Source organism: Nocardioides albertanoniae (assembly GCF_006716315.1).
In the GTDB taxonomy this organism is placed as follows: domain Bacteria; phylum Actinomycetota; class Actinomycetes; order Propionibacteriales; family Nocardioidaceae; genus Nocardioides; species Nocardioides albertanoniae.
The window spans coordinates 244,670-267,987 of the sequence record NZ_VFOV01000001.1 but is presented as its reverse complement, the minus strand read 5'-3'; the positions used below and the strand labels follow the sequence as shown (position 1 = coordinate 267,987).

Sequence of the window (23,318 nt, the reverse complement as noted above, 5' to 3'; positions counted from 1 at the left end):
GGATCACCAGTGCTGGACTCCTTTGACCAAGGTCACCGACGCACCCGCGAAAGCGAGCCAGACGACGACGCGGCGGGCGAGAGCGGCGTCGATCCGGGATGCGGCCAGCTGCCCCACCACGACCCCGACCGCGAGGCTGACGATGGCTGCACCCAACTCGACCGGCGGCAGCCGCGGCAGCCCCTTGGTGAGGACGGACGCGGCGTTGGTCAGGGCGAAGCAGAGCTGGGTGGTGGCCACGAACTGCGCGTGCGGCCACCCCGTGCTGACTGCGTAGACGACCAGCGGTGGCCCTCCGACCCCCGCCGAGGAGTTCAGCAGCCCCGAGCAGGCACCAGCCGTCGCGGCACCGGCACGGCCGGGTGGAAACCGGATCCGACCGCCCAAGATCACCACGGCGAGCGCACCGACCGTCATGCCGCCGATCAGCGTCATCAGCACCGGCTCGGGCAGGTGCCGGGCCGCGTAGGCTCCGGCCGGCACCACCAGGACGGCAGGAACGGCCAACGGCAGCGCGAGGGCCAGATCGATCTGCCGCCACGTCGTCACGAGGACGGCGAGCGACACCATCAGCGAGAGCAGATTCGCCAGCAGGACGCCGTCGTACGGGCCGACGACCAGGACCAGCAGCGGCGCGCTGACCAGGGCGAAGCCCAGCCCGGTCACCCGCTGGCTGCTCGCCCCGGCGACGACACCCAGGGAGATCAGCAGCACCTGGATCGTGTCGAGCAGCATGGGCGGCGTCAGCCGTGGCAGATGATCGAGTAGCGGTGCGGCTCCCGGCGCCGGACGTCGGCCTCGCTCTCGCTCACCACTCGGCGATCCGACCGTCGGGGTGGCGCCAGTCCGGATCCGCGAGCTGCCACTCGGCGTGCCGGGCCTCCACCATGCTCTCGTCGATCTCGATGCCGTTGCCCGGACCGGCCGGCACCGGGAGGTGGCCGTCGACCGGGGTAAGCGGGGTGGGATCGGTGAGGTAGTCGAACATCTCGCCCTCTGGGAGGCCCTCGTATCCGGTGTTGTAGTGGAGACCCAGGCTCTGTTCGTGCATCGGCACGTTGAGCGCCGTGGCCGCGGCTTGCAGCGAGGATGCCAGCGAGACCGGTCCGTTCGGGCAGTGCGGCACCACCGGGATGTCCCAGGCCTCGGCCAGGTGGCAGATCTTCGCCAGCTCGAAGAGGCCGGTGAGAGAGACGTCGGGCTGCAAGATGTCGACTCCGCCATGCTCGAGGAGGCGGCGGAACTCCCAGCGGGAGGTGAGACGCTCACCGGTGGCGATGCGGGTGGCACCGGCGTTCCGTGCCACCTCTGGGATGAGGTCGTCGTGCCCGGGCGCGAGCGGTTCCTCGACCCACAGCAGCCGGAACTGCTCGAGCTCGGCCAGCAGAGGCCGAACCATCGATCGGTGCACCCTGCCATGGAAGTCGAGCGCAATGTCGAGGTCGGTGCCGAAGGCGTCCCGAAGCGCACCGACCCGGGCCACCACCGCATCCACCTCGCGGGCGTGCGCGACGTGGTCCATCTCCTCGGTGGCATTCATCTTCACTGCGGTGAAGCCTTGGGCGATGCGAGCACGGGCGTCCTCCACGACACCGCCGGGACGGTCACCCGCGATCCATGCGTACACCCGGATCCGGTCGCGGACCGGACCACCGATGAGATCGTGGACGGCGGCCCCGAGGTGACGACCCTTGATGTCCCAGAGGGCGTGCTCGATCGCCGCGGCGGCCGTGGCGATGACCGGTCCGCCACGGAAGAAGGCGCCACGTCGCATCCGGTGCCAGGCCTCCTCGATGCGACCGGCCGGTGTCCCGACCAGGTTGGCGCCGAGGTCCTCGACGGCGCCGACGACCGCGCGCCGGCGCTTGGGGACGATCGACTCGCCCCACCCGGTCAGCCCGGTGTCGGTGCGGACCCGCACCAGGATCCAGCGCGGTCCCACGCAGAACGCCTCGATGTCACGGATCTTCATGTCGCGCCTCACTGCCTATCCACCGATGACCTCATAGAGCGAGTACGCCGCAAGCCCGGCGATCGCGACCGTGCTCACCACGAACAGTGCCGTGACCAACCGGCTCGTCCGGAACCGACGGTCGACCTCGACCAGCCTCATCCGCCACACGGCGACGAGCACGGCCAGCAGGAAGATCGCGTTGCCGGTCGCGCCGATCTGCAACAGCAGCAGCGGGGACCGCACGGCCAGATACATCACGGCCCAGACGACCGGCAGGACCACCGTGAGGATCCGGATCCAGCGGGTGCGCACCTTGACGTCGCGCCAGTCGATGGCGCCCATCAAACCGAGCGTGTTGGTCCACAGCCTGGGCACGACCGCGACCGCGGCGACGTGGGTGGAGTACAGGACCGCAACCGCGCCGATGAGGAAGAGCCACTCGGCCCATGGCCCGAGGATGTCGGTGTAGATGCTCGAGACGCTCGTGATGACTTCGCTGTCCTCGGGAGCCGGACCCGGGCGGCCACCGAGGACAGAGGCGCCGACGATGTAGAAGGACAGCGTCGTGAGCGTGCAGAGGACCCACGAGAGCAGGACGTCGAGCTGCATCACCTTCAGCCAGCCCTCGGCGCGCTGGGCACGAGCCTCGGTGCCGTCGTCCGGCCCCGTCCACCGGGCATAGCCCTTTTCCAGGCACCAGTAGGTGTAGTTGGTCATGTCATCGGCACCGACGCCGGTCGAGCCGAACATGGCCAGCGCAAGGCCGATAGCACCCGCTGGGATGGCGAACGTCAGCCCGCTGGCGATGTCGGATGCTGTGTAGGAGAAGTCAGTGAACGGCAGGGACAGTGCCAGCGCGATCGTGGTCGTGGTGAAGATGGCCACCGACGCAGTGGTGACCCGCTCGACGACGCTGTATCGGCTGCTGCTCATCAACACGATGCTCAGCACCGTCGCGATCACGGTCCACACCGTCAGCGAGGTCCGGCTGAGCGACTCACCGACAATCGGCCAGGCGATCGAGCAGGCCGCGGCCGTGCCACCGATGACGCCACCGCGTTGGAAGTTCTTGGCGAGGTCGAGCCCGATCCATAGCCAGTTCATCCAACCCATCGGCCCGATCCGTGGCCGGACCCTCCCATATCCAGCCAGCGCGGTCTCGCCGTTCAGGATCGTCCAACGCGCGAGCTCGACCTGGACCCAGACCTTGACAGCCGCGCCCAGGATGACCAACCAGAGAAGGGCGAAGCCCGCCTTCGCGCCGAGCGAGGTCGTGACGAGGAGCTCACCGGAGCCCACCACCGAGGCGGTGATGACGATGCCGGGGCCGAGGTAGCGCAGCCGACCGCGGAGGGTCCGCGGCGGATCGAGGACGTCCTCCGGCCGCAGCTCGTATGGGTCTTGGGCCGGAGCGGCCGGGTTAACCGTGGTGGTCATGATCGTGTCCTTTCGCCGCCCGGTCTCAGACCGTCGTACGGAGAGGTGTGCCGACCGCTTCTGCGAGCCGACGGGCGCCGGCGACCAGGGTGTCGGGGTCGGACGGGTCGCCGAGGAGGTGTACGCCGACGCCGATACCGGTGCAGCCGGCCTCGATACAGTCGCGGGCCAGTGCGATGTCGACCCCGCCGGTCCCCATGTACGAGACGTCCGGGAGCGGGCCGCGCAGCTGACGGACATGGTCTGCCCCGACGGAGCGGATCGGGAAGATCTTGACGACGTCCGCACCGGCACGCACCGCGCGGCGCACCTCGGTCGGCGTGAGTGCGCCCGGCACCGAGCTGAGGCCGAGCGCCTTCGTGTGCTCGATGACATCGACGTCGACGTCCGGCGACACCATGAACTGGGCGCCGGCGGCGGCGGCGCGATCCACCTCGTCGGTGGTCAGCACGGTGCCCGCGCCGACCATCGCGTCCTGGCCCACGCGGTCACGGACGGCGGTGATGCCGGCGTACGGATCGGCACTGTTCAGCGTCACCTCGAAGAGACGCATGCCCGCCTCGTACAGGGTCTCGGCGATGTCGGCGCACTGCTGCGGCTCCTGGCCGCGGAAGATGATCAGCACGCGGTGCTTCTTGAGTTCAGTGAGCAGGTCATGCATGGCAGGTCCTTCGGTTCAGAGGTGTCGGCGCGGGACGGCGTGCCCGCGTCGGCCGATCAGGAAGTCGAGGTCGGCACCGGTATCGGCCTGGGTGACGTGGCTGCGGTACAGCGACGCCCACCCGGACCCACGTTCGGGCCGACCATGGGCCGCGGCGCCGGACGGCAGCTCCGCTGCACGCTCGCGCAGCACAGCCTCGGACACATCCATGTCCAGGCGCCGGGCGGAGACGTCGAGGGCGACAAGGTCTCCCGTACGCAGCAGGGCCAGCGGGCCGCCGCATGCGGCCTCGGGCGCGACGTGGAGGACGACGGTGCCGTACGACGTCCCGCTCATTCGGCCGTCGGTGATGCGGACCATGTCGTCGACGCCCTGATCGAGCAACGCCTTGGGGATGGCGAGATTGCCGATCTCGGGCATGCCCGGGTAGCCGACCGGGCCGGCGTTGCGGACAACCAGCACTGTGTCGGCCGTGACCGGTAGGTCAGGTGAGTCCTTCACTGCGTCGTAGTCCTCGATGGTATCGAAGACCAGCGCCGGGCCAGTGTGCTTGGTGAGGTGGGGCGAGGCCGCCGACAGCTTGATGACCGCTCCGTCGGGAGCCAGGCTCCCGCGGAGAACCGCGGTGTGCGAGCCGGGCTCGGCCAGCGGGCCCTCCCGGGGCCGGACCACGTCCGGGCGCCAGTTGGGCGCGTCGGCGCAGTTCTCGCCGAGCGTCCGACCGGTCACCGTCAGGGCGTCGCGGTCGAGCAGGTCGCCGAGCTCGGAGATCACGGCCGGGAGTCCGCCGGCGTCGTGGAGCTCTTCCATCAGGAACCGCCCCGACGGCATCAGGTCGACCAGCAGCGGGACATCCGCAGCGAGCCGGTCGAAGTCCTCGAGCCGGAGGTCGACCTCAGCGCGTCCAGCCATCGCCAACAGGTGGACGACCGCGTTCGTGGAGCCCCCGATCGCGGCGTTGACCCGGACCGCGTTCTCGAACGATCGCCGGTCCAAGACCCGGGAAGGAGCCAGGTCCTCCTCGACCATTGCGACGATGCGCTGGCCGGCCTGCTCGGCGATCCGGTGCCGGCCGGCGTCCACGGCCGGGACGACCGCGCTGCCCGGCAACGAAAGCCCGAGGGCCTCCGCGACGCAGGCCATCGTCGAGGCCGTGCCCATGGTGGTGCAGTGACCGGCGCTGCGGGAGAGGCAGGCCTCGGCCGAGCGGAACTCGCACTCGCTCATCCGGCCGGCACGGACCTCTTCGCTGAACTTCCAGACGTGGGTCCCCGAGCCGATCGACTCACCGCGGAAGCGGCCGTTGAGCGCCGGCCCTCCGGTGACCATGATGGTCGGGAGATCGACGCTGAGCGCCCCCATCACCTGTGCCGGCACGGTCTTGTCGCAGCCCCCGAGCAGGATCACACCGTCGAGCGGGTTCGCACGGAGCGTCTCCTCGACGTCCATCGCCATCAGGTTGCGGAACAACATCGCCGACGGACGCATCAACGTCTCTCCGAGAGAGATGGTCGGGAACTCCAGCGGGACCCCGCCCGCCATCAGCACGCCACGCTTCACAGACTCCGCGACCTGGCCCAGGTGGGCGTTGCACGGCGCAAGCTCGGAAGCACTGTTCGCGATACCGATGACGGGACGGCCATCGAACATCGACGCCTGTCCGCCCCGGTTGAACATCTTCGAGCGGTGGACGAAGCCGACCTTGCCGTCGGCGCCGAACCAGGCAGAGCTCCGGCGCTGCGAGGTGTCGTGCTGGTCAACCATGGGGGATCCTTTCGCTGTGACGCGGATTACATGTAACCTCATTCCACAACATTCAGCAAGCACTAGTTGCATGTAGGTGTAGGTTTGTACATATCTGTCCGAACAACATGAAGGTGATGCCATGACCGTCGCCAGCGACCACCGCGTCACCGATCGCGTCCACCAAGAGCTGCGAGCCCAGATCATCTCCGGCGACCTCCCCGCCGGGACCCGTCTCAGCGTCCCCGCGCTGGCCCAGAAGCTCGGCGTGAGCCGCAGCCCGGTCCGCGAGGCGATCGTCCGGCTGGTGCAGGAGCGGCTGGCCCGCGAGGAGCCCCGCCGTGGCGCCGTGGTGCCGGAGGTCAGCGACCGCGAGCTGATCGCGATCTACGAGGTGCGCGAGGTCCTCGAGGGCCTGGCCACCCGGCTCGCCGTCGAGAACGCCGGACGTCGACTGATCCGACAGTTGGAGGATCTTGTTCAGGAGCAGGAGCGCGCCGTCGCGCTCTCCGACCGGGTAGCCGCCTCGGAGGCCGACGTCGCCTTTCACCGACTGATCCGTGAGGCGGCCGACAACCCCGAGGTCGTCAGGATGCTTGATGACGTCCAGACCCAGGTCCGGATGGCGATGCGGACCACCCAGGTGACCGGCGGCGTCACCAATGCGATCGCCGACCACCGCGCGATCCTCGCTGCGATGGACGCCGGCGACCCGCGGGCCGCGGAGGAAGCCGCCCGAGCCCACATCTCGCGACTGCGCCACGTGCTGGTCGAGCAAGGACGTGAGAATCCGTGACATCCCTGATCAGCGCGCGGATCCGGGTGCTGCGTGCCCCGGTGCGTGACGGCATCGCAATGTCCTTCGCCCCACTGCGCCACCGCACGATGGTGCTGGTCTCGCTGAGCGATACGGACGGCCGCACCGGCCACGGTGAGAGCTGGGTCAACTATCCCTCTTGGGCCCCCGTCGAGCGGGTCGCCACCCTACGTGAAGGGGTGCTGCCGCTGCTCGCGGGCCGCGAGGTGGACGACGTATCCGCCGTCCATGCCGAGCTGTGCCAGCATCTTGACCCGCTGGGCCGGCAGTGGGGCGCGATCGGCCCCGTACGGCAGGCCATCAGCGCTGTGGACGTCGCCCTGTGGGACCTGGCCGCTCAGAGGGCCGGCACCGCGATCGCCGGCGTCGCCGGCCGGCGCATGCAGGACTCGCTGCCCGTCTACGCCAGCAGTGTCGGACCCGAGGACGTCGCTGAGCGCTCGAAGCAGTGCCTCTACGACGGGCACCGCGCACTGAAGGTCAAGCTCGGGTTCGGCCGCGAGACCGACACCCGGAACCTTGCTGAGGCGCGGGAGGCGATCGGCGCCGACGCCGTCCTGTACGCCGACGCGAACCAGGGCTGGGACGTCGAGGAGGCCGTCGCGATGGCGCCAGTGCTCCGCGAGTCGGGCGTCGCTTGGATCGAGGAGCCCGTACGCGGCGACCAACTGGCCGACCTCGAGGAACTGCACCGTCGGACCGGTCTGGTGATCGCCACCGGCGAGAACGTCTACGGGCGGCGCGCGTTCGCTGCCCTGGCCGCTTCCCCGGCGGTCACGATCCTGCAGCCAGACGTCGCCAAGGCCGGCGGCATCACCGAGACCCTCGCAGTCTGCGACCTCGCCGCGGCCTCCGACACCGCCGTCTTTCCGCACCTGTACGGCGGTGCGGCCGCCTTCGGCGCGACCCTGCAGGTCGCCGCGGCATCGCCGGCCGTACAGGGTCTCGAGTACGACATCCGCGACAACCCGCTTCGCGACGGCCTCCTCGTCGACCCACCCACCCCTCACGCCGGCCGGATCGACCTACCTGACCGACCTGGCCTGGGCATCCACCTCAACGAGGACGCCCTCGACCGTTTCACCCACGACGACCAGACCTGGGAGCCCTCGTGACCGACCCCGTCCCCCTCATCCACGGTGCCCGCCTCGACCAGGAGGCGGTCGAGCCCGAGCACGGAAGGCCGCATGAGTTGATCGACCCGGCCACCGGCGCTGCCTGGGCGACGCTCACCTACGGCGGCGAGCCCGAGGCGCGCCGAGCCGTCGACAGTGCAGCGGCAGCGCTGACGCCATGGGCGCAGGTGTCCGGCCCCGGTCGCGCGGCGGTGCTGCGGGCTGTCGCCGCCGAGCTCCGGACAGAGGCCGTGATCGACGAGTTCGCTCGGCTGATCACTCGCGAGACCGGGAAGCGGATCGCAGAGGCACGTGGCGAGGTCGGCCTATCGGCCACATTCTTCGAGTGGTTCGCGGACACGGTGAGTGGCCGCGCCAGCCAGGTGTGGAGCCACGTCCCAGGCCTACGTCACGAGGTCAGCTCGCGGGCGCTCGGCGTCGTCGCCGTCCTCACGCCGTGGAACTTCCCGGCCTCGATCCCGGCCCGGAAGATCGCTCCCGCGCTCGCCGCCGGCTGCACGGTGGTGTTCAAGCCGTCCGAGGTAGCCCCGGCCTCGGGCCTCTATCTCGCCGAGATCATCGACCGGCACGTCCCGCGCGGCACGGTGTCGACGGTGGTGGGTGAACCGGCCGCCATCTCCGACATCTGGCTGGCCGACCGCCGGGTGCGCGGCCTGACCTTCACCGGCTCCACCCGGGTGGGCCGCATCCTCGCCGCCGCGACCGCGCCGCGCTTCACCCGGTCGGTGCTCGAGCTGGGCGGCAACGCACCGTTCGTCGTCCTGGACGATGCCGACCTCGACGATGCGGTCGAGGTCCTGATGGTCGCGAAGTACCGCAACAACGGCCAGTCCTGCATCGCGGCCAACCAGGTATGGGCGCCGGCCCGCCTGGCGGACGACCTCGCCGACCGCTTCCGCCGGTCCTCGGAGAAGCTGGTCATCGGCGACCCCACCGACGAGTCCACCACCCTCGGTCCGCTGGCGCTGGCCTCCGACCCCGAGCGGATCGGCGTGCTCATCGACTCCGCCGGCGGTGACACCTGGCGCACGGACGTCGCTCTTCCCCCAGCCGGCCACTTCATCCGCCCCGCCGTCAGCGTGCGGCCAGCCCGCGACAGCGCGCTGGTCACCGAGGAGATCTTCGGCCCCGCGGTCTCGGTCCTCGGGTACGACAGCCTCGACGAGGTCCTGGAGAGCGTCGCCGACGGCCCGTACGGCCTGGGCGGTTACGTCGTCGGACCACAGCAGCGCGCGACCGAGGTTGCCCGAAAGCTCGACGTCGGCATCGTCGGGGTGAACACCGGAAGCCCGAACACTCCACAGGTTCCGTTCGCGGGGCTCAAGGACAGCGGTCTCGGTGTCGAAGGCTCGCACCTCGGCCTGGAGGCCTTCCTGGCGCCTCAGACCGTCGCCGTCGGGCAGTGAGCATCTCAGGCATGACGCGGGCGGGGAGCATCTGGCGGCCCCGGGTCTTCGACGTTGGCACCGAGCCCGATCCCCGGTTCAGCCTGGCCAACGAGCGCACCCTGCTTGCCTGGCTACGGACCGGGCTGGCATGGCAGGCCGGTGGCGTCGCCCTGGCCGCAGTCGATCTGCCGATCCATCCGGCGGCGAAGCTGGTGGCCGCCGTGCTGCTGCTCCTGCTCGGCATCGCCAGTGTGATGCACGGACTGAGGACGTGGATGCGCAGCGAGCACGCGCTGCGCACGGACCAGCCGCTGCCGCATTCCCGATCGGCGGTCGCGATTGTCCTGGGTGGCGCCCTCAGCGGCGCTGTGCTTCTCCTCGGTCTGGCCATCGGGCCATGACGACCGCGTCCGAAGACGCGCTCCAGCACGAACGCACGATGCTGTCATGGCGGCGGACGGCGCTCGCGCTCGCGGTGGTCGGCGCCGTCGCCGGACGGAGCGGACTCGTGGGCGACCACTCGCCTGTTCTGTTCGTGGCGGCATCCGTGCTCGTCCTGGGGTCGGGAGCTGCGTATGTCGTCTCCTTCGCCGAGCCCGAGGGGCCGCTGATCTCGGAGTCCGCCGGTAACGCCCGGCGCCGCCGTTCCCGGGCGCTCGTCTGGCTCGCGGTGGGCCTCGCCGCCGAGAGCGTGCTGGCGCTGGTCGCCGGTCTGGCGATCATCGCGCGTCGCTGATCCCCGCCCGGGCGCACTCACGTGCGGGTCGGTCCCGCCGCGCCCCGGGGCGTACGTCATCTTCTACTGGGTCTACCTCTCGATCCGCCGCGACCAGGATCCAGCGTTGCGCTCCCCCATGATCCGCTCCGGGATGTCTACGGCGGGAGTGCGAGGCTGTCTCCCGGACACCGGAGTACGCCGCAAGCCGGCTGATCGGGAGCTTTGACTTCAAGTACTTGAAGTTCTTAGCGTCGTTGGTGTGACTGCATCAACGGCTCCACGGAGCTACACGATCCGCGAGGTGTCGGCGCTGACCGGGCTTCCGGCCAGCACGCTGCGCTACTACGAGACGATCGGGCTGATCGAGCCGGTCGGCCGTGGCGCCAGCAGCGGGCACCGGGTCTACGACGAGACCGACCTGGACCGGCTGACCGGTGTCGCCTGCCTGGCCGCGATCGGCCTCTCGATCGACGACATGAGGGCGTACGTCGCCAACAGCCGCCTCGGTCGCGAGGGTGCCGGCGAGCAGATCGACATGCTCATCGATCACGCCGAGCGCCTCGCTCGGGAAGCCGAGAATCTCGAGCTCCGGCGGGCGTACGTCGCTCTCAAGACGGACTACTGGCGAGCCGTCTCCGCGGGCGACGAGGCCCGTGCCGAAGAGGTCGGCGCGCAGGCACACACGCTCGCCGACCAGATCCGCAGTCGCGAGAACCACTGATCCACCCCACCCAGACCCAGGAGTCATCAATGCGCGTCAACGCGTACGCAGCGCCCGCCGCCGGCGAGCCGCTCGCCCCCATCACCATCGAGCGCCGCGAGGTCGGCGAGAACGACGTGCTCATCGCGATCGAGTACGCCGGCATCTGCCACTCCGACATCCACACCGTCAACGGTGACTGGGGGCCGCAGCCCTACCCGGTCGTGCCGGGCCACGAGATCGTCGGCCGCGTCACCGAGGTCGGCTCTGCGGTGACCGCCCACCAGGTCGGCGACCGCGTCGGTGTCGGCTGCTTCGTGAACTCCTGCCGGGAGTGCGACAACTGCCGCAGCGGCGACGAGCAGCACTGCACGACCCCCGGCGGCGGAGTCGGCACCTACGCCGCGAAGGACCGCGACGGCTCGTTCACCCAGGGCGGCTACTCCACGCACGTCGTCGTCGACGCGCACTTCGCGCTCAAGGTGCCCGAGGGCATGGACCCCGCGGCCGCGACGCCGCTGCTGTGCGCCGGCATCACGACGTACGCGCCCCTGAAGAAGTGGGGCGCCGGCCCCGGCAAGAAGGTCGCGGTCGTCGGCCTCGGCGGCCTCGGCCACATGGGTGTGCAGATCGCGCACGCGATGGGCGCCGAGGTCACGGTGCTCTCGCAGTCGCTGAAGAAGCAGGAGGACGGGCTGCGGCTCGGCGCCGACCACTACCACGCGACCTCCGACCCGGAGACGTTCTCCCAGCTGAAGAACAGCTTCGACCTGATCGTCAACACCGTCAGCGCGCACATCGACGTCGACGCCTACCTCGGCCTGCTCGCCGTGGACGGCACGATGGTCAACGTCGGCGCCCCGTCCGAGCCGCTGAACGTCAACGTGTTCTCGCTGATCACCAACCGCCGCAACTTCGCCGGCTCGATGATCGGCGGCATCGCCCTGACCCAGGAGATGCTCGACTTCTGCGCCGAGCACGGCATCGGCTCCGAGATCGAGGTCATCTCGGCCGACCAGATCAACGAGGCGTACGCCCGGGTGCTCGCCTCCGACGTGCGCTACCGGTTCGTGATCGACACCGCGACGCTCGCCTGATCGCTCCGGCCTGATGGTCCGGGCGGGCGAGCACGTCTCGCCCGCCCGGATCCTCGGCGGAATGAGATAGTTTCCCAGACGTTTCTGCCTCTCTACTCCGGGGTAATGGGCGGAAACGTCTGGGACTGTCCCGATTGGTGGGGCGACGGCTAGGTCGGCGGGGAAACCGCCGCGATGCCGCGGACCGCATGCTCGAGGGCGTGCTTCGCGATCGGGTCGGCGACTTTCGCCGACTGGAGCAGCAGCGCGGCGGGCAGGGTGACGACACAGTGGCGTACGGAGGCGACGGCCGCGCGATCCGTACGTCCCCAGAGAGCGGACGCGAGCTCGAGATGGAGCGCGCCGAGCTCCTCGCGGAGCCGGAGCAGCTGCGTACGTCCCTCCTCGTCGAGCTCGGAGGCTGCGAAGTCGTCGGCGCTGGCGGCGAGCAGGAGCCGAGCGCCGTCGGCGTCATAGCCGGCGTAGGCGGCGGGGGCGAGCGCCGCCGCGACGAGAGCGACGGCGGCGTCGCCCTGACTCATCGCCTCGTCCACCTGGTGCCGCTGGAAGGCGAGGAACCGGTCGGCCTCCCGCGCCCAGACGCGCGCCAGCAGGCCGTCGCGGGAGCCGAACGCGTGGTAGACCGCCCCGTTGGACGCACCCGACACCGAGCTGAGGGCCCTGATCGTCAGACCGTCGACACCCCGCTCGACCCAGAGGGTGCGAGCGTGGGCGAGAAGCTCGTCGAGGTCGTGCTGTCGCGGGCGACCCACGGCGGCGTCAGGCGCCGGTCGTGTCGTCTGCGGGCCGCAGGGCACTGACCACGTCGGCGAACATCCGCGACTTGATCGTGCCGAGCGTGGCCCTGTCCTTGCCCGCCAGGTCACGTACGAACCCTGCGGCCGTCTCGGCCAGCTTCTCCGACGGCGCGGCGGCGTCGACGAGGCCCACGGCTGCGGCGTCTCCTCCGCCGTAGCGTCGCCCGGTCGCCATGGCATCGAGCGCCGTGCGCGGAGTGAGCTTGCTGGTGACCAGCGCGTTCATGCCCGGGGTGAACGGGATGTGGATGTCGACCTCGGGGAAGCAGAAGTAGCCCCGGTCCTCACGCATCACCCGGTAGTCGTGAGCCATCGCCAGCATCGCGCCGGCACCGAAGGCGTGCCCGTTGATCGCAGCGACCGTCGGGACAGGGAGCGTGAGGATCCGCGCGAAGAGGTCCTCGACCCGCCGGACGTACGCGTCGTGCTGGTCGAGGTTCTGACCCAGCCATTCGAGGTCGAGGCCGTTCGAGTAGAACTTGCCGCCGCCGATCGTGACCAGCACTGCCGGCTCGGTCGACGCCTCGATCTCGTCGAGCGCCGCACCCACCGCCTCGAGCCAGTCGGGGGAGAAACGGTTCTCGTCGTCCCCGAGGTCCAGTGTCCATACCGGTGCGTCGCTGGAGATAGTGACCATGGTGATGCTCCTTCGGTCGAGTGGTGCCCCGACGATAACAGAGCGGCGCTCTATAACTCTCCGGGGCAGGTGCCGACGTCATGAATCCGATCGACCGGCACGTGGGCACGGAGGTAGGTTCGGGCGGCCGGCCCACATCTGGACCGAGCGAATTCGAGATCACAGCGGGGAGACGTACGCCGTGGACGAGAGCCACAGGATCCGACCGGCGCGTGCCGACGACATGGACCGCCTGGGTGAGATCGAGGTGGCGGCAGGGGTGGGTTTCCGCGATCTCGACATGGCGGCCATCGCCGACGACGACCCGCCCACCGCGGAAGTGCTCGCGGGATACATCGGCGACGGTCGGGCATGGGTCGTGACCGACGAGACGGACCGTCCCGTCGGCTATCTGATCGCCGACCGGGTCGATGCCGCCGGCCACGTCGAGCAGGTCTCCGTCGACCCGAGCCACGCTCGCCTCGGCCTCGGCGCGGCGCTCATCGGCGCTGCCGAGAGCTGGGCGCGCCATCAGGGGTTCACCACCCTGACGCTCACGACGTTCGCCGAGGTGCCCTGGAACGCGCCCTACTATCAGCGGCTCGGGTTCCGCGTCGTGCCGGCCGCCGAGCTCGGCGACGGGCTGCGGCGGGTGCGCGAGCACGAGGCCGAGCTCGGCCTCGATCGCTGGCCCCGAGTCGCGATGTCGCGCCCGGTGGCCGCACCAGCTGATTGATCTAGGCTGGCGAGCATGAGCATCCCGGTCGCGCTGCCCGATCTCGCCTCGACGCTGGAGAGGTTCGGCAGCGGCTTCCTGCTGACCACCGCGGGCGAGCGGATCAAGGTGGTCGTCGTCGACCCGGTCGTCGAGGGCTCGGTGCTGCGCATCTCCGACCCCGGCGGCGGCACCCGCGCCAACCTCGCCACCAATCCGGTGCTCACCCTGACGTACGCTCCGTCGACCCCGCGCGAGCACGCGCTGATCGTCGACGGCACCGGTCGCGTCGACGGATCCGACGTCGTCGTCACCCCGACGGGTGCCGTGCTCCACCGGCCGGCCTCGCACGCCTCCGGGCCGGTCTCCGACGACGGCTGCGGGCAGGACTGTCGCCCGATCGGCTGACCGGCCGCCTCCACCGACGTGGTGTCCGTAGGCTCGACCCATGGAGACCGAACCCACCGTGCTCGTCACCGGCGCGACCGGCTTCGTCGGGCGGCGCCTGGTCGCCGAGCTGACCGACCGCGGCGTCACGGTGCGGGCCCTGACCCGGCGGCCCGACGACTACGACGGCCCCGGCGAGCCGGTGGGTGCCGACGTCAACGAGCCCGACACGCTGCCGGCCGCGCTCGCGGGTGTGGACGTGGCGATCTACCTCGTGCACTCACTCGATCACGAGGACTTCGAGAAGCGTGACGCGCAGGCCGCCCGTGACTTCGGCACCGCCGCGGCCGAGGCCGGGCTCCGCCAGATCGTCTACCTGGGCGGGCTCGGCGAGGACGACGGCGACCTCTCGCCCCATCTGCGCTCGCGCCGCGAGGTCGAGACCCTGCTCGGCGAGGCCGGCGTGCCGGTCACGACGCTGCGCGCTGCGATCGTCGTCGGCCACGGCGGCGTCTCCTGGGAGCTGACCCGCCAGCTGGTCAAGAACCTCCCCGCGATGGTGGTGCCGAAGTGGACCTCGACCCGGTCCCAGCCGGTCGCCATCGACGACGTGATCCGCTACCTGGCCGGCGTCATCGACAACGAGCAGGCGATCGGCGAGGTCTTCGAGATCGGCGGCCCGGAGGCGATGACCTATGTCGACATGCTGTCCGTCGCTTCCGAGGTGGCCACCGGCAGGAAGCTACCCATCGTCCCGGTGCCCGTGCTGACGCCGCGGCTGTCCTCCTACTGGCTCTCGCTGGTCACCGACATCGACCTGACCACCGGGCGCAACCTGATCGACTCGATGAGCACAGAGGTCGTCGTACGCGACCAACGCATCCTCGACGTCGTCCCCGGTGATCCGCTCCCCTATCGCGAGGCGGTCCGGCGCGCGCTGGCCGAACGGCTGGCCGAGGGCAAGAAGGTCTGACCCTCCTCGATGGCCCGGGGTCACCCGAAGAGCAACGGCAGGGCCAGCAGCATCGACAGCGACCAGGCACAGTGGGTGAGGATCGGCGCCAGGACACCACCGGACGCGCGCCGCTCGAGCCCGACCACCACACCGAGCAGGATCGCCGCGAAGGCCAGCATCACGTTGCCGGTCGCCAGCGTCGCGATCACGTAGGCGACCGACGTCCAGAGGACCGGACTGCGCGGCAGCGCGGCGTAGACGGCGCCTCGGAAGAAGAGCTCCTCCGCCACCCCGTTCACGGCCGTCACCAGGAGCAGGATGGGCAGCGACCCCCGGTCGGCGATCGCCAGCACCGAGCGCACCTGATGCTCCAACCACGGGATCTCACGCACGACCAGGCCGCCGACGACGAAGAGCGCGGCCAGCCCCAGACCCAGCAGGATCGGCGCGAGCACGGGGCGTACCAGCCTTTCCGGCCTTCCCTCCCCGCCGCTGATCCGTCCCAGGTGCAGCGGGCCGGACGCGAAGGCGCCGACGGTCCAGACCCCGGCCAGGACGAGCGTCGCCGGGTAGAACCACGGGTTGCCCGCCTCGATACGCAACGAGACGCCGAGCACGACCGCACCGATCACCACGACGGCGGCCGTGACCACCTGGCGACGGCGCAACGCGGCATCGCTCTGGCGATGATCGCGCGGGACCACGTCCCACAAGGACCTGCGCACCCAGCGCACGGCACTCCCTCGCTCGGTGACGTCTGGCTCACCACCCAACCTAGATGGTTGATGCACGCGGGCGACCGAACCACCGACCGTTCGAGCGCGGCAGGTGTCAGTCGCTGCCGGGCAGTCGGTCGAGCCAGGCGTCGATCGTGCGCCTGACCAACGCCGGCCGCGAACGTCCGGGCAGAGCCATACACTGCAGGGCGACACCGTCGACGAGCGCCAGCAGCTGAGCGGCACCCGCTTCCGGATCGGCGATGCCGAGCGCGGCGAGCTCGGTGCGGAACCAGTCACGGAGCTGCTCGTCGGTCTGCCGGGCCTGCTCAGCCAGCGTCGGCCGGACCGCTGCGGCGCCGACGGAGGCCAGCCAGACCTTGACCCGTCGCTCCCGTGCCTCGTCGAGCGGCAGCCACAGGTCGATCACAGCACGCAACCGGTGGCGCGACCGTGGCCGTTCCAGCACGACGCCCACGCGCTCCAGGAACTCGTCCTCGGCCTGCTCGAGAGCGGCGGTGATCAGCTCCTCCTTCGACCGGAAGTAGTACTGCACCTGGGCGAGGGAGACACCGGCCTCGGCCGCGACCGCGCGGATCGACACCGCGGCCAGGCCGTCGGCGGCGATCAGCCGGATCGCGGCGTCGAGGACGTGACTGCCACGGCGGCCGCCGGTCACCGGAACCGCCCGCGGAGCAGGCCGAACACGATCGTCGCGAGGACGACGTACGCAGGGATGATCAGGATCAGGTCGGGGTGGGCGATCTCGACCCCGCTGCCGTCGGCAGAGCCGAGCAGGGTGCGGTTGACGATCAGCAGCAGGAGGTGTGCGGCGACCCCGACCCAGATGCTGCCGGTGACCTGGCGGGCCTGGATCAGGCAGATGCTCCACAGGACGAGCAGCAGCACGTAGCTCACCGGGTCCTCGCCCGAGGGGCGATCGAGTACCACGGCGGACGTCCTGTGCCGAGAGCCCGGGTGATCAGTGACGTCCAGACCGTCGAGAGCCCGGGCGCGAGGACGAAGATCACCGTGGCGACGGTGGCGGCCAGTGCCGGCCGCAGCCGGCCGCGCAGCGAGCTGTAGGCGAAGCCGCGGAACGCGAGCTCCTCCGGGAACGCTTCCAGGCCGGTCGCGACGACCACCGTCGTCGCCAGGTAGATCAGCAGGGGCCACGGGTCGACGCCGCTGAACCGGATCCCGCCGAGGACCGCGGTGGGGACGATCACCACCAGCGCGGCCACGGCGACCACCGCGAAGCCGATGCCGAGGTCGCGACCGACCCGCTTCCGGCTGAGCCCGTAGGAGTCCGCGGGCGAGCCGGTGCGACGGGCCAACCAGGTGATCCCGGCGAGGGTGATCAGGGTGCAGAGCGCCGCTTGGACCAGGCTGCCTGCCGGATCCGGCCAGCCGAGCAGGTCGGCCAGCCCGAGCCCAATCCCCGAGGCGGTGCCCAGCGCGAGGCTGAACACGACCATGGCGGCCAGGGCACGACCGTACGTCAGCCTCCGGGTCGACGTCGCCATGTGCATGACCCGATCCTATACGAACGTATGGTACGAGCGTATGGCGCTTGCTGACCTGTTCGTCTCGGCCGGCGTCAGCGGCGCGCCCGTCGCCAGTCCTGGAAGGTCTGCGCCCCCACGCGCCAGGCGCGCTTGGAGACCAGCTCGCCGTTGCGTACGGCACGGGCGACGGCACCGAATCCCATCGGCACGTTGATGATCGGCGAGGTCACGCCTCGATCCTTCGCCACCGCCCTGATCATGTCGACCATCTCGAGCTGTTCGGGGCCGGCCATCTCGACCGTCGCGTCGAGGGGGTCGCCTGAAGCCAGCTCGACCAGCGCCTGGGCGACCTCGACGGCAGCGACGGGCGCCGAGAGCATCTTGGGCGCCATCAGGAACGGGCCGACCTTGCCGCGTTCGAGCATCTGCTCGGCGAACTCGTGGAACTGGGTGGCGCGCAGGATCGTGTAGGGCTGCCCCGACTCGCGCACGACACGCTCCTGGGCGACCTTGCCCTGGTAGTAGCCGGTGGGCACCTTGTCGATGCCGACGATCGAGAGGGCGACGTGATGGGCGACCCCGGCCGTACGCTCCGCCTCGATCAGGTGGGTCGAGGTCGTGGTGAAGAAGTCGCGAGACTCCTTGGCCTTGAGCGTGGTGACACTGACACAGTCGATGAGGGCGTCGACACCCTCGAGGCGTTCGGCCAGGCCGGCGCCCGTGGTCAGGTCGACGCCGGTCGAGCGGGCCAGGGGCACGGCGTGGTGGCCGGCCTTCTCGAGCTCGGTGACGACGTGCGAGCCGATGGCTCCGGTGGCTCCGGCTACGGCGATCTTCATGGTGTTCCTTCCGGGGAGACTTCGGTCAGCGGGCGGCGGTGTCGCGGTGGTGACGGGGCGGGATAAGCAGCGCGAGCGCGATCAGCAGCGTGCCGCCGAGAGCGACGACGTTGGCGACCTTGTCGAAGGTCCCATACACGTGCAGGTGGTTCACGTGGTACCAGAAGTGCGGGATCGAGAAGGTGGCCCACGCTGCGGCGACCACGGCCGAGACCGGGTAGGTGCGCCAGACGAGCACCAGCACGCCGGCGACGCCGAGCGCGAGGTAGAGGCCGCCGACGTCACGGACGAGATGCTCGTTGAACGGGCCGTCGACGCCGACCCAGATGCGGTGGAAGCCCGGGAAGGCGTCGTAGAAGGAGCGCGGGGCGAAGGTGGCCCAGCCGCCCACGTAGAGCCCTGTCAGGGTCAGGATCGCGAGGCCCGCGATGCGTATCTTGGAGATCACGCTCCATGAGACCCCGGCGGCTCGCCGGTTGTGACAACGGCGTGCCGGCACTCTCCGGGATGCTCAGAGCAGCCCGGGGAGCGCCTGGAGGTTCTGCACGAGCCCCTTCGTCGGGATGGTGCCGTCGCAGAAGACGACGTTGCAGTGCGGGTTGGTCAGCAGGTCGCTCGTGAGGACCGCCGGGTCGAGATAGTTCCTCGGGTCGACGTCGAGGCTGATCGGGTCGCCGGGGTAGGGGCCCGGGTCGGCCACGTCGACGTCCTCGACGGCGGCCATCAGCTCACGGAAGAACGTCCACTGCATCTCGTCGGGCGACGCACCGAGCAGGACCGGCGGGTCCAGCGCGAGGCTGCCGAAGTAGCCGGTGGTCACGACGGTCATGTCGAGGCTCGGGATCATCACCACGAGCTGGCCACCGGTGCCGTTCATCTCGTAGGCGTCGGCGGGCGCCGAGGGAATCGCCCGCCGGTCGAGAGTCTGCGCGCCCGGGATGTCAGCGCCGGTGCACGGCTTCGCACGGTTGCTCCAGAACAGGAGGCCGTAGCAGCCGTTGGTGGGCGTCGGGCGGCCGACGGCGGAGACGTACGAGGCCGGGACGACCTGCGTGCCCTGCCACCGGCCGTCGTTGCTCATCAGGAGCCCCAGCCGCGCCAGCTGAGCCGGCTTGAGGAACAGGCCGTTGTAGCCGTAGGCGAGGCCGGAGCGGTCACGCAGCCAGAAGTAGCTGCCGGACTCGATGCCGATCGGACCGAACAGGCGCTCCTGGGCGAACGCGACCAGGTCCTTCCCGACGGCTCGCTGGACGACGTACGCCAGGAGGGCCGGGCCGAGCTGGGAGTACTGGAACTTGGTGCCGGGCTTGTGGACGAACGGCTGGGCGAGCGCCTCGCGGGCGAGGTTCGGGTCGACGGCGGTGCTCGCCGCCTCGGCGAGGATCGCCTGCCGGGTGCCGCTGGTCTGGGTGAGGAGCTGACGGACCGTGATCGCTCGGTGCGCGGCGTCTCCCCAGCCCGGACCCTTGGGCAGGTGGCGTCCGATCGGGTCGTCGAGGTGAAGCTTTCCGTCGCCCACCGCGATGCCGGTCAGCAGCGAGGTGACTGACTTGGTCACGCTCCATACGTTGTTGTGCACCGACGATCCGGCGTCGTCGAGGCGGCTCTTGGCGACGAGGCAGTTGTTGCGGAAGACCTTGACCGAGAGACGCAGCCGGGTGCTGAGCAGGTCGACCGCGCGGCTGACCTGCTGGGCGTCGAGGCTCTGCTGAGCGGGCGTCGACGTGGCGAAGCTGTCCGACGCCGACGGCAGGTCGCACCGCTTCTGCGCGACGGCTGCCGTCGCGGAGCCCGCCGGAACGATCGACAGCAGAGCCCCCACGACCCCTGCCGCCAGGATCCACGCAACGAGTCTCCGCATCGACGAACATCTCCTCGAGAAGGGGCTTAATGTGTGACTGAGATTACTCAGCGTGTGCGTGATGCTAGCGGGCAGCGGCCCTCAGAAGTCGAGATTCGCAGGCGGGGCGGCGGGCCACGAAGGTCCCTTGACAGTCGCTGAGCAGGAGAGCAACGTGAATCGGGCGCCGGAGGAGACGCACCCGAAGTCCATCACCACGGCAATGGGGGAGCACCACGATGACCGACCAGAAGCCCACGACCACCGACGCGGGGATCCCGGTCTCCAGCGACGAGCACTCGCTCACCGTCGGCCCCGACGGGCCGATCCTGCTTCAGGATCACTACCTGATCGAGCAGATGGCCCAGTTCAACCGGGAGCGGATCCCCGAGCGTCAGCCGCACGCCAAGGGCGGCGGCGCGTTCGGCACGTTCGAGGTGACCGGAGACGTCAGCGCCTACACCAAGGCCGCCGTCTTCCAGCCCGGCGCCAAGACCGACCTGCTGGCCCGCTTCTCCACGGTGGCGGGCGAACGAGGCAGCCCCGACACGTGGCGCGACCCGCGCGGCTTCGCGCTGAAGTTCTACACCAGCGAGGGCAACTTCGACCTGGTCGGCAACAACACTCCGGTCTTCTTCATCCGCGACCCGATGAAGTTCCAGCACTTCATCCGCTCGCAGAAGCGGCGCGCCGCCAACAACCTGCGCGACCACGACATGCAGTGGGACTTCTGGAGCCTCTCCCCCGAGTCGGCCCACCAGGTGACCTGGCTGATGGGCGACCGCGGCATCCCGAAGAGCTGGCGCCACATGAACGGCTACTCCAGCCACACCTACATGTGGGTCAACGCGTCGGGCGAGCGGTTCTGGGTGAAATATCACTTCAAGACCGACCAGGGCATCGAGTTCCTCACCCAGGACGAGGCCGATCACCTGGCCGGAGCCGACGGCGACTACCACCAGCGCGACCTCTTCGACTCGATCGAGGCCGGCGACCACCCGTCGTGGACGCTCCACATGCAGATCATGCCGTACGACGACGCCGCCACCTATCGGTTCAACCCGTTCGACCTCACGAAGGTGTGGCCGCACAGCGACTATCCCCTCGTCGAGGTCGGCAAGATGACGCTCAACCGCAACGTCACCGACTATCACGCCGAGATGGAGCAGGCCGCGTTCCAGCCCAACAACCTCGTGCCCGGCACCGGCCTGAGCCCCGACAAGATGCTGCTGGCCCGCGGTTTCTCCTACGCCGACGCCCACCGCTCGCGGCTCGGCACCAACTACCAGCAGATCCCGGTCAACCAGCCGAAGGCGCCGGTGCACAGCTACTCCAAGGACGGGGCGATGCGTATGCAGAACGTCTCCGACCCGGTCTACGCCCCCAACTCCTACGGCGGGCCGCAGGCCGACCCGGAGCGCTACCCCGAGACCGCGGTGTGGGCCAGCGACGGCGAGATGGTGCGTGCGGCCTACACGCTGCGCGCAGATGACGACGACTGGGGTCAGGCCGGCACGCTCGTACGCGAGGTGCTGGACGACGCGGCCCGCGACCGGCTCGTCTCCAACGTGGTCGGTCACCTCTCCGACGGCGTCTCGCCCGAGGTGCTGGCCCGTGCACTCGACTACTGGCGCAACATCGACCAGGACCTCGGCAACCGGATCGCCGAGGGGGTCGACGGCGGCTGAGCGGCCGCCCCCGACCGACTGCCGCTGACAGACACGGTCAGAGCGCGGTGCCGACGGAGTAGCCGATCGTCACCGCGCCGAGACCGGCGGCGAGGCTGACGACCATGTTGAGCACGGCCTGGGTGCGCGCGCCGGTCTCGTAGAGGCGGACGCTCTCGTAGACGTACGTGCTGAACGTGGTGAGTGCGCCGCAGATGCCGATGCCGAGACCCAACAGGAGGTTGTGCGGCACGTCGTGGGTGGCGTCGAGCCCTGCCAGCAGGCCCAGCACGGTCGTGCCGACGATGTTGACCGTCATGGTGCCCCACGGCATCAGGGTCTGGTGGCGCGCCTGGATCGAGCGGTCGATGAGGTAGCGCGCCGGGGCGCCGATGGCGGCGCCGACGAGCACGAACAGGAAACCGATCACGAGCGGGCCTCCTGCCCGGAGAGGGCCAGCCCGCAAGCGCCCGCGACCGCGCGGCCCGCGAGCACCGCGACGACCCCGAGCAGCACGCTGACGGCGAGGTAGGCGAGACCGAGAGCCGGATGCCGCTCGAGGAGGAGCAGGTTCGCCTCGACCGCGAACGTGGAGAAGGTGGTGTAGCCGCCGATCACCCCGGTGCCGAGGAAGGGGCGCACGAGTGGGTGCAGCGACTCGCGGTCGGCGACGTACGCCATCAGGATGCCGAGCGCGAAGCAGCCGCTGAGATTGATGACCAGAGTCGACCACGGGACGCCGCCGGTCGGCACCGGCCAGGCCTCCCCGATCGCGAACCGCCCGGCGGCTCCGAGCATCCCGCCGACCGCGACGACGCCCGCGGCCCTGATGGTGTGGCGGAGCTCTTCGCGCTCGTCGGGGACGCGGAGGTCGACATCCGGGTCGATCCCCTGATGGAGCGGGGTGTCGGTGTCGGCGGTGTTGGCGCTATCGGCGGCCGCGGCGACGTGCTCGCGGTCAGATGTGGGCACGGGTGTCTCCTACCTTCGCAAATCGTTCTGCCAGGTAGGGACTGTTGGCAACGAGCCGTTGCGGTTGTCGGCGAGCCCCACCGCCATCGCGAGCATCGTACCTGACCTCACCCGAGAGGATGAGACCGTCGCGACCGAGGGACGAGGCTTCCGCCGCCGCGCGCCGAGATCGTTGAGGCATGACATCACTCAACGACATCCGCCCCACCGCCACCACCCACCCCACGCCGGAACCACCCACCTCCGACCGAGGTCGCGTGGTCGGCTGGCTGCTCGCGGCATGGAGCTTCAGCTTCGCCTGCGTCCACTTCGCCTGGGCGCTCGGCTGGGAAGGCGGTCTCCCCGGCGGCACCCCGCCGATCGCCGACCGCCCGTGGTTCCTCGCCTACGACGTGGCCGCCGGCCTGCTGATGGTGGTCGCGGCACCCGTCGCGGTGGCGATCGGCCGCGGCCGCGCCGGCCGATGGCTCCGGCGTACGACCCTCGTGGTCGCCGTGCTCGCGCTGCTGCGCGGCGCCCCCGCCCTCGCCATCGACGTCGCCACCTCGGAGTACTCCGGCGTCAGCTTCGGCTCCGACGTCTGGTTCGTCCTCGCCGGGCTCGGCGGTCTGATCCTGCTGCGCCTGACCCGGGTGCCGGTCCGATGAGACAGCGA

28 protein-coding genes are annotated in these 23,318 nt (G+C 70.1%); 12 read left to right on the top strand and 16 right to left on the bottom strand.

What is annotated here, in order from left to right; genetic code table 11:
• Window positions 1–3 precede the first annotated feature (3 nt).
• The 5 genes from FB381_RS01280 to FB381_RS01260 form a co-directional block, all read right to left on the bottom strand.
• On the bottom strand, window positions 4–735 hold the full coding sequence (locus FB381_RS01280; protein ID WP_141778611.1) for a sulfite exporter TauE/SafE family protein: 732 nt from the start codon (window positions 733–735) through the stop codon (window positions 4–6).
• Window positions 736–808: 73 nt separating this feature from the next.
• Window positions 809–1,972, bottom strand: coding sequence for a galactonate dehydratase (dgoD, locus tag FB381_RS01275; protein ID WP_141778610.1), 1,164 nt, complete (start codon window positions 1,970–1,972; stop codon window positions 809–811).
• A 15-nt stretch (window positions 1,973–1,987) separates the two neighbouring features.
• Window positions 1,988–3,391: an Nramp family divalent metal transporter gene (locus FB381_RS01270; protein WP_141778609.1), complete on the bottom strand. Its 1,404-nt coding sequence runs from the start codon at window positions 3,389–3,391 to the stop codon at window positions 1,988–1,990.
• A gap of 25 nt (window positions 3,392–3,416) precedes the next feature.
• Window positions 3,417–4,052, bottom strand: coding sequence for a bifunctional 4-hydroxy-2-oxoglutarate aldolase/2-dehydro-3-deoxy-phosphogluconate aldolase (locus FB381_RS01265; protein WP_141778608.1), 636 nt, complete (start codon window positions 4,050–4,052; stop codon window positions 3,417–3,419).
• Window positions 4,053–4,067: 15 nt separating this feature from the next.
• Window positions 4,068–5,816 carry an IlvD/Edd family dehydratase gene (locus FB381_RS01260; RefSeq protein ID WP_141778607.1) on the bottom strand — a complete coding sequence of 583 codons (1,749 nt, stop codon included), beginning with the start codon at window positions 5,814–5,816 and terminating at the stop codon, window positions 4,068–4,070.
• A gap of 121 nt (window positions 5,817–5,937) precedes the next feature.
• Between FB381_RS01260 and FB381_RS01255 the strand changes: the two genes are divergently transcribed.
• From FB381_RS01255 to FB381_RS01225, 7 genes are all read left to right on the top strand, one after another.
• A complete protein-coding gene (locus tag FB381_RS01255) occupies window positions 5,938–6,591 on the top strand; it encodes a GntR family transcriptional regulator (protein ID WP_141778606.1) in 654 nt (217 codons plus the stop codon).
• Window positions 6,588–7,727: a mandelate racemase/muconate lactonizing enzyme family protein gene (locus tag FB381_RS01250; protein ID WP_141778605.1), complete on the top strand. Its 1,140-nt coding sequence runs from the start codon at window positions 6,588–6,590 to the stop codon at window positions 7,725–7,727. Before FB381_RS01255 ends, FB381_RS01250 begins: the two co-directional genes overlap by 4 nt.
• On the top strand, window positions 7,724–9,154 hold the full coding sequence (locus FB381_RS01245) for an aldehyde dehydrogenase family protein (RefSeq protein WP_170225024.1): 1,431 nt from the start codon (window positions 7,724–7,726) through the stop codon (window positions 9,152–9,154). The genes FB381_RS01250 and FB381_RS01245 overlap by 4 nt, the downstream gene beginning before the upstream one ends.
• Window positions 9,155–9,165: 11 nt before the next feature.
• A complete protein-coding gene (locus tag FB381_RS01240; protein ID WP_141778603.1) occupies window positions 9,166–9,537 on the top strand; it encodes a YidH family protein in 372 nt (123 codons plus the stop codon).
• Window positions 9,534–9,872 carry a DUF202 domain-containing protein gene (locus FB381_RS01235; protein WP_141778602.1) on the top strand — a complete coding sequence of 113 codons (339 nt, stop codon included), beginning with the start codon at window positions 9,534–9,536 and terminating at the stop codon, window positions 9,870–9,872. Before FB381_RS01240 ends, FB381_RS01235 begins: the two co-directional genes overlap by 4 nt.
• Window positions 9,873–10,113: 241 nt before the next feature.
• Window positions 10,114–10,575, top strand: coding sequence for a MerR family transcriptional regulator (locus FB381_RS01230; RefSeq protein ID WP_170225023.1), 462 nt, complete (start codon window positions 10,114–10,116; stop codon window positions 10,573–10,575).
• 29 nt (window positions 10,576–10,604) lie between these two features.
• Entirely contained in the window at window positions 10,605–11,651 is a 1,047-nt protein-coding gene (locus tag FB381_RS01225) for an NAD(P)-dependent alcohol dehydrogenase (RefSeq protein WP_141778601.1), read from the top strand.
• Window positions 11,652–11,800: 149 nt separating this feature from the next.
• Here FB381_RS01225 and FB381_RS01220 read toward each other — a convergent pair whose 3' ends face one another.
• The gene (locus FB381_RS01220) at window positions 11,801–12,403 is read right to left on the bottom strand and encodes a TetR/AcrR family transcriptional regulator (protein WP_170225022.1); all 603 of its coding nucleotides are present in this window, start codon (window positions 12,401–12,403) and stop codon (window positions 11,801–11,803) included.
• 7 nt (window positions 12,404–12,410) lie between these two features.
• Entirely contained in the window at window positions 12,411–13,085 is a 675-nt protein-coding gene (locus FB381_RS01215) for an enoyl-CoA hydratase/isomerase family protein (RefSeq protein WP_141778599.1), read from the bottom strand.
• A 181-nt stretch (window positions 13,086–13,266) separates the two neighbouring features.
• On the opposite strand from FB381_RS01215, the gene FB381_RS01210 reads away from it, so the two are divergent.
• Genes FB381_RS01210 through FB381_RS01200 form a run of 3 tightly spaced genes read left to right on the top strand, consistent with a single transcriptional unit; the run spans window position 13,267 to window position 15,139 of the window.
• Window positions 13,267–13,800: a GNAT family N-acetyltransferase gene (locus FB381_RS01210; RefSeq protein ID WP_246087907.1), complete on the top strand. Its 534-nt coding sequence runs from the start codon at window positions 13,267–13,269 to the stop codon at window positions 13,798–13,800.
• 15 nt (window positions 13,801–13,815) lie between these two features.
• Complete coding sequence (locus tag FB381_RS01205) at window positions 13,816–14,187, top strand: pyridoxamine 5'-phosphate oxidase (RefSeq protein ID WP_141778598.1); 372 nt, start codon at window positions 13,816–13,818, stop codon at window positions 14,185–14,187.
• A gap of 40 nt (window positions 14,188–14,227) precedes the next feature.
• Window positions 14,228–15,139 (top strand): NAD(P)H-binding protein, encoded by a 912-nt coding sequence (locus tag FB381_RS01200; RefSeq protein ID WP_141778597.1) that lies wholly within the window; start codon window positions 14,228–14,230, stop codon window positions 15,137–15,139.
• Window positions 15,140–15,159: 20 nt separating this feature from the next.
• On the opposite strand, the gene FB381_RS01195 is transcribed toward FB381_RS01200, so the two are convergent.
• The 7 genes from FB381_RS01195 to FB381_RS01170 all read right to left on the bottom strand — a co-directional run bounded on the left by FB381_RS01195 (window position 15,160) and on the right by FB381_RS01170 (window position 20,045).
• Window positions 15,160–15,846, bottom strand: a complete 687-nt coding sequence (locus FB381_RS01195; protein ID WP_246087906.1) for a CPBP family intramembrane glutamic endopeptidase — start codon at window positions 15,844–15,846, stop codon at window positions 15,160–15,162.
• Window positions 15,847–15,952: 106 nt separating this feature from the next.
• Complete coding sequence (locus tag FB381_RS01190) at window positions 15,953–16,516, bottom strand: TetR/AcrR family transcriptional regulator (protein WP_170225021.1); 564 nt, start codon at window positions 16,514–16,516, stop codon at window positions 15,953–15,955.
• A complete protein-coding gene (locus FB381_RS23770) occupies window positions 16,513–16,755 on the bottom strand; it encodes a hypothetical protein (protein WP_170225020.1) in 243 nt (80 codons plus the stop codon). The genes FB381_RS01190 and FB381_RS23770 overlap by 4 nt, the downstream gene beginning before the upstream one ends.
• Window positions 16,752–17,369, bottom strand: a complete 618-nt coding sequence (locus tag FB381_RS01185; RefSeq protein WP_141778594.1) for a CPBP family intramembrane glutamic endopeptidase — start codon at window positions 17,367–17,369, stop codon at window positions 16,752–16,754. The genes FB381_RS23770 and FB381_RS01185 overlap by 4 nt, the downstream gene beginning before the upstream one ends.
• 68 nt (window positions 17,370–17,437) lie before the next feature.
• Window positions 17,438–18,184: an SDR family oxidoreductase gene (locus tag FB381_RS01180; RefSeq protein ID WP_141778593.1), complete on the bottom strand. Its 747-nt coding sequence runs from the start codon at window positions 18,182–18,184 to the stop codon at window positions 17,438–17,440.
• A gap of 25 nt (window positions 18,185–18,209) precedes the next feature.
• Entirely contained in the window at window positions 18,210–18,632 is a 423-nt protein-coding gene (locus FB381_RS01175) for a hypothetical protein (protein ID WP_211352295.1), read from the bottom strand.
• A gap of 63 nt (window positions 18,633–18,695) precedes the next feature.
• A complete protein-coding gene (locus tag FB381_RS01170; RefSeq protein ID WP_141778592.1) occupies window positions 18,696–20,045 on the bottom strand; it encodes a serine hydrolase domain-containing protein in 1,350 nt (449 codons plus the stop codon).
• A 218-nt stretch (window positions 20,046–20,263) separates the two neighbouring features.
• On the opposite strand from FB381_RS01170, the gene FB381_RS01165 reads away from it, so the two are divergent.
• Entirely contained in the window at window positions 20,264–21,712 is a 1,449-nt protein-coding gene (locus tag FB381_RS01165) for a catalase (RefSeq protein ID WP_141778591.1), read from the top strand.
• Between the two features lie 37 nt (window positions 21,713–21,749).
• Here FB381_RS01165 and crcB (FB381_RS01160) read toward each other — a convergent pair whose 3' ends face one another.
• Window positions 21,750–22,121, bottom strand: a complete 372-nt coding sequence (gene crcB / locus FB381_RS01160) for a fluoride efflux transporter CrcB (protein WP_246087905.1) — start codon at window positions 22,119–22,121, stop codon at window positions 21,750–21,752.
• Complete coding sequence (gene crcB / locus FB381_RS01155; protein ID WP_141778590.1) at window positions 22,118–22,663, bottom strand: fluoride efflux transporter CrcB; 546 nt, start codon at window positions 22,661–22,663, stop codon at window positions 22,118–22,120. Before crcB (FB381_RS01155) ends, crcB (FB381_RS01160) begins: the two co-directional genes overlap by 4 nt.
• Before the next feature lie 179 nt (window positions 22,664–22,842).
• On the opposite strand from crcB (FB381_RS01155), the gene FB381_RS01150 reads away from it, so the two are divergent.
• Window positions 22,843–23,310 (top strand): hypothetical protein, encoded by a 468-nt coding sequence (locus tag FB381_RS01150; protein ID WP_141778589.1) that lies wholly within the window; start codon window positions 22,843–22,845, stop codon window positions 23,308–23,310.
• Window positions 23,311–23,318: the final 8 nt, after the last annotated feature.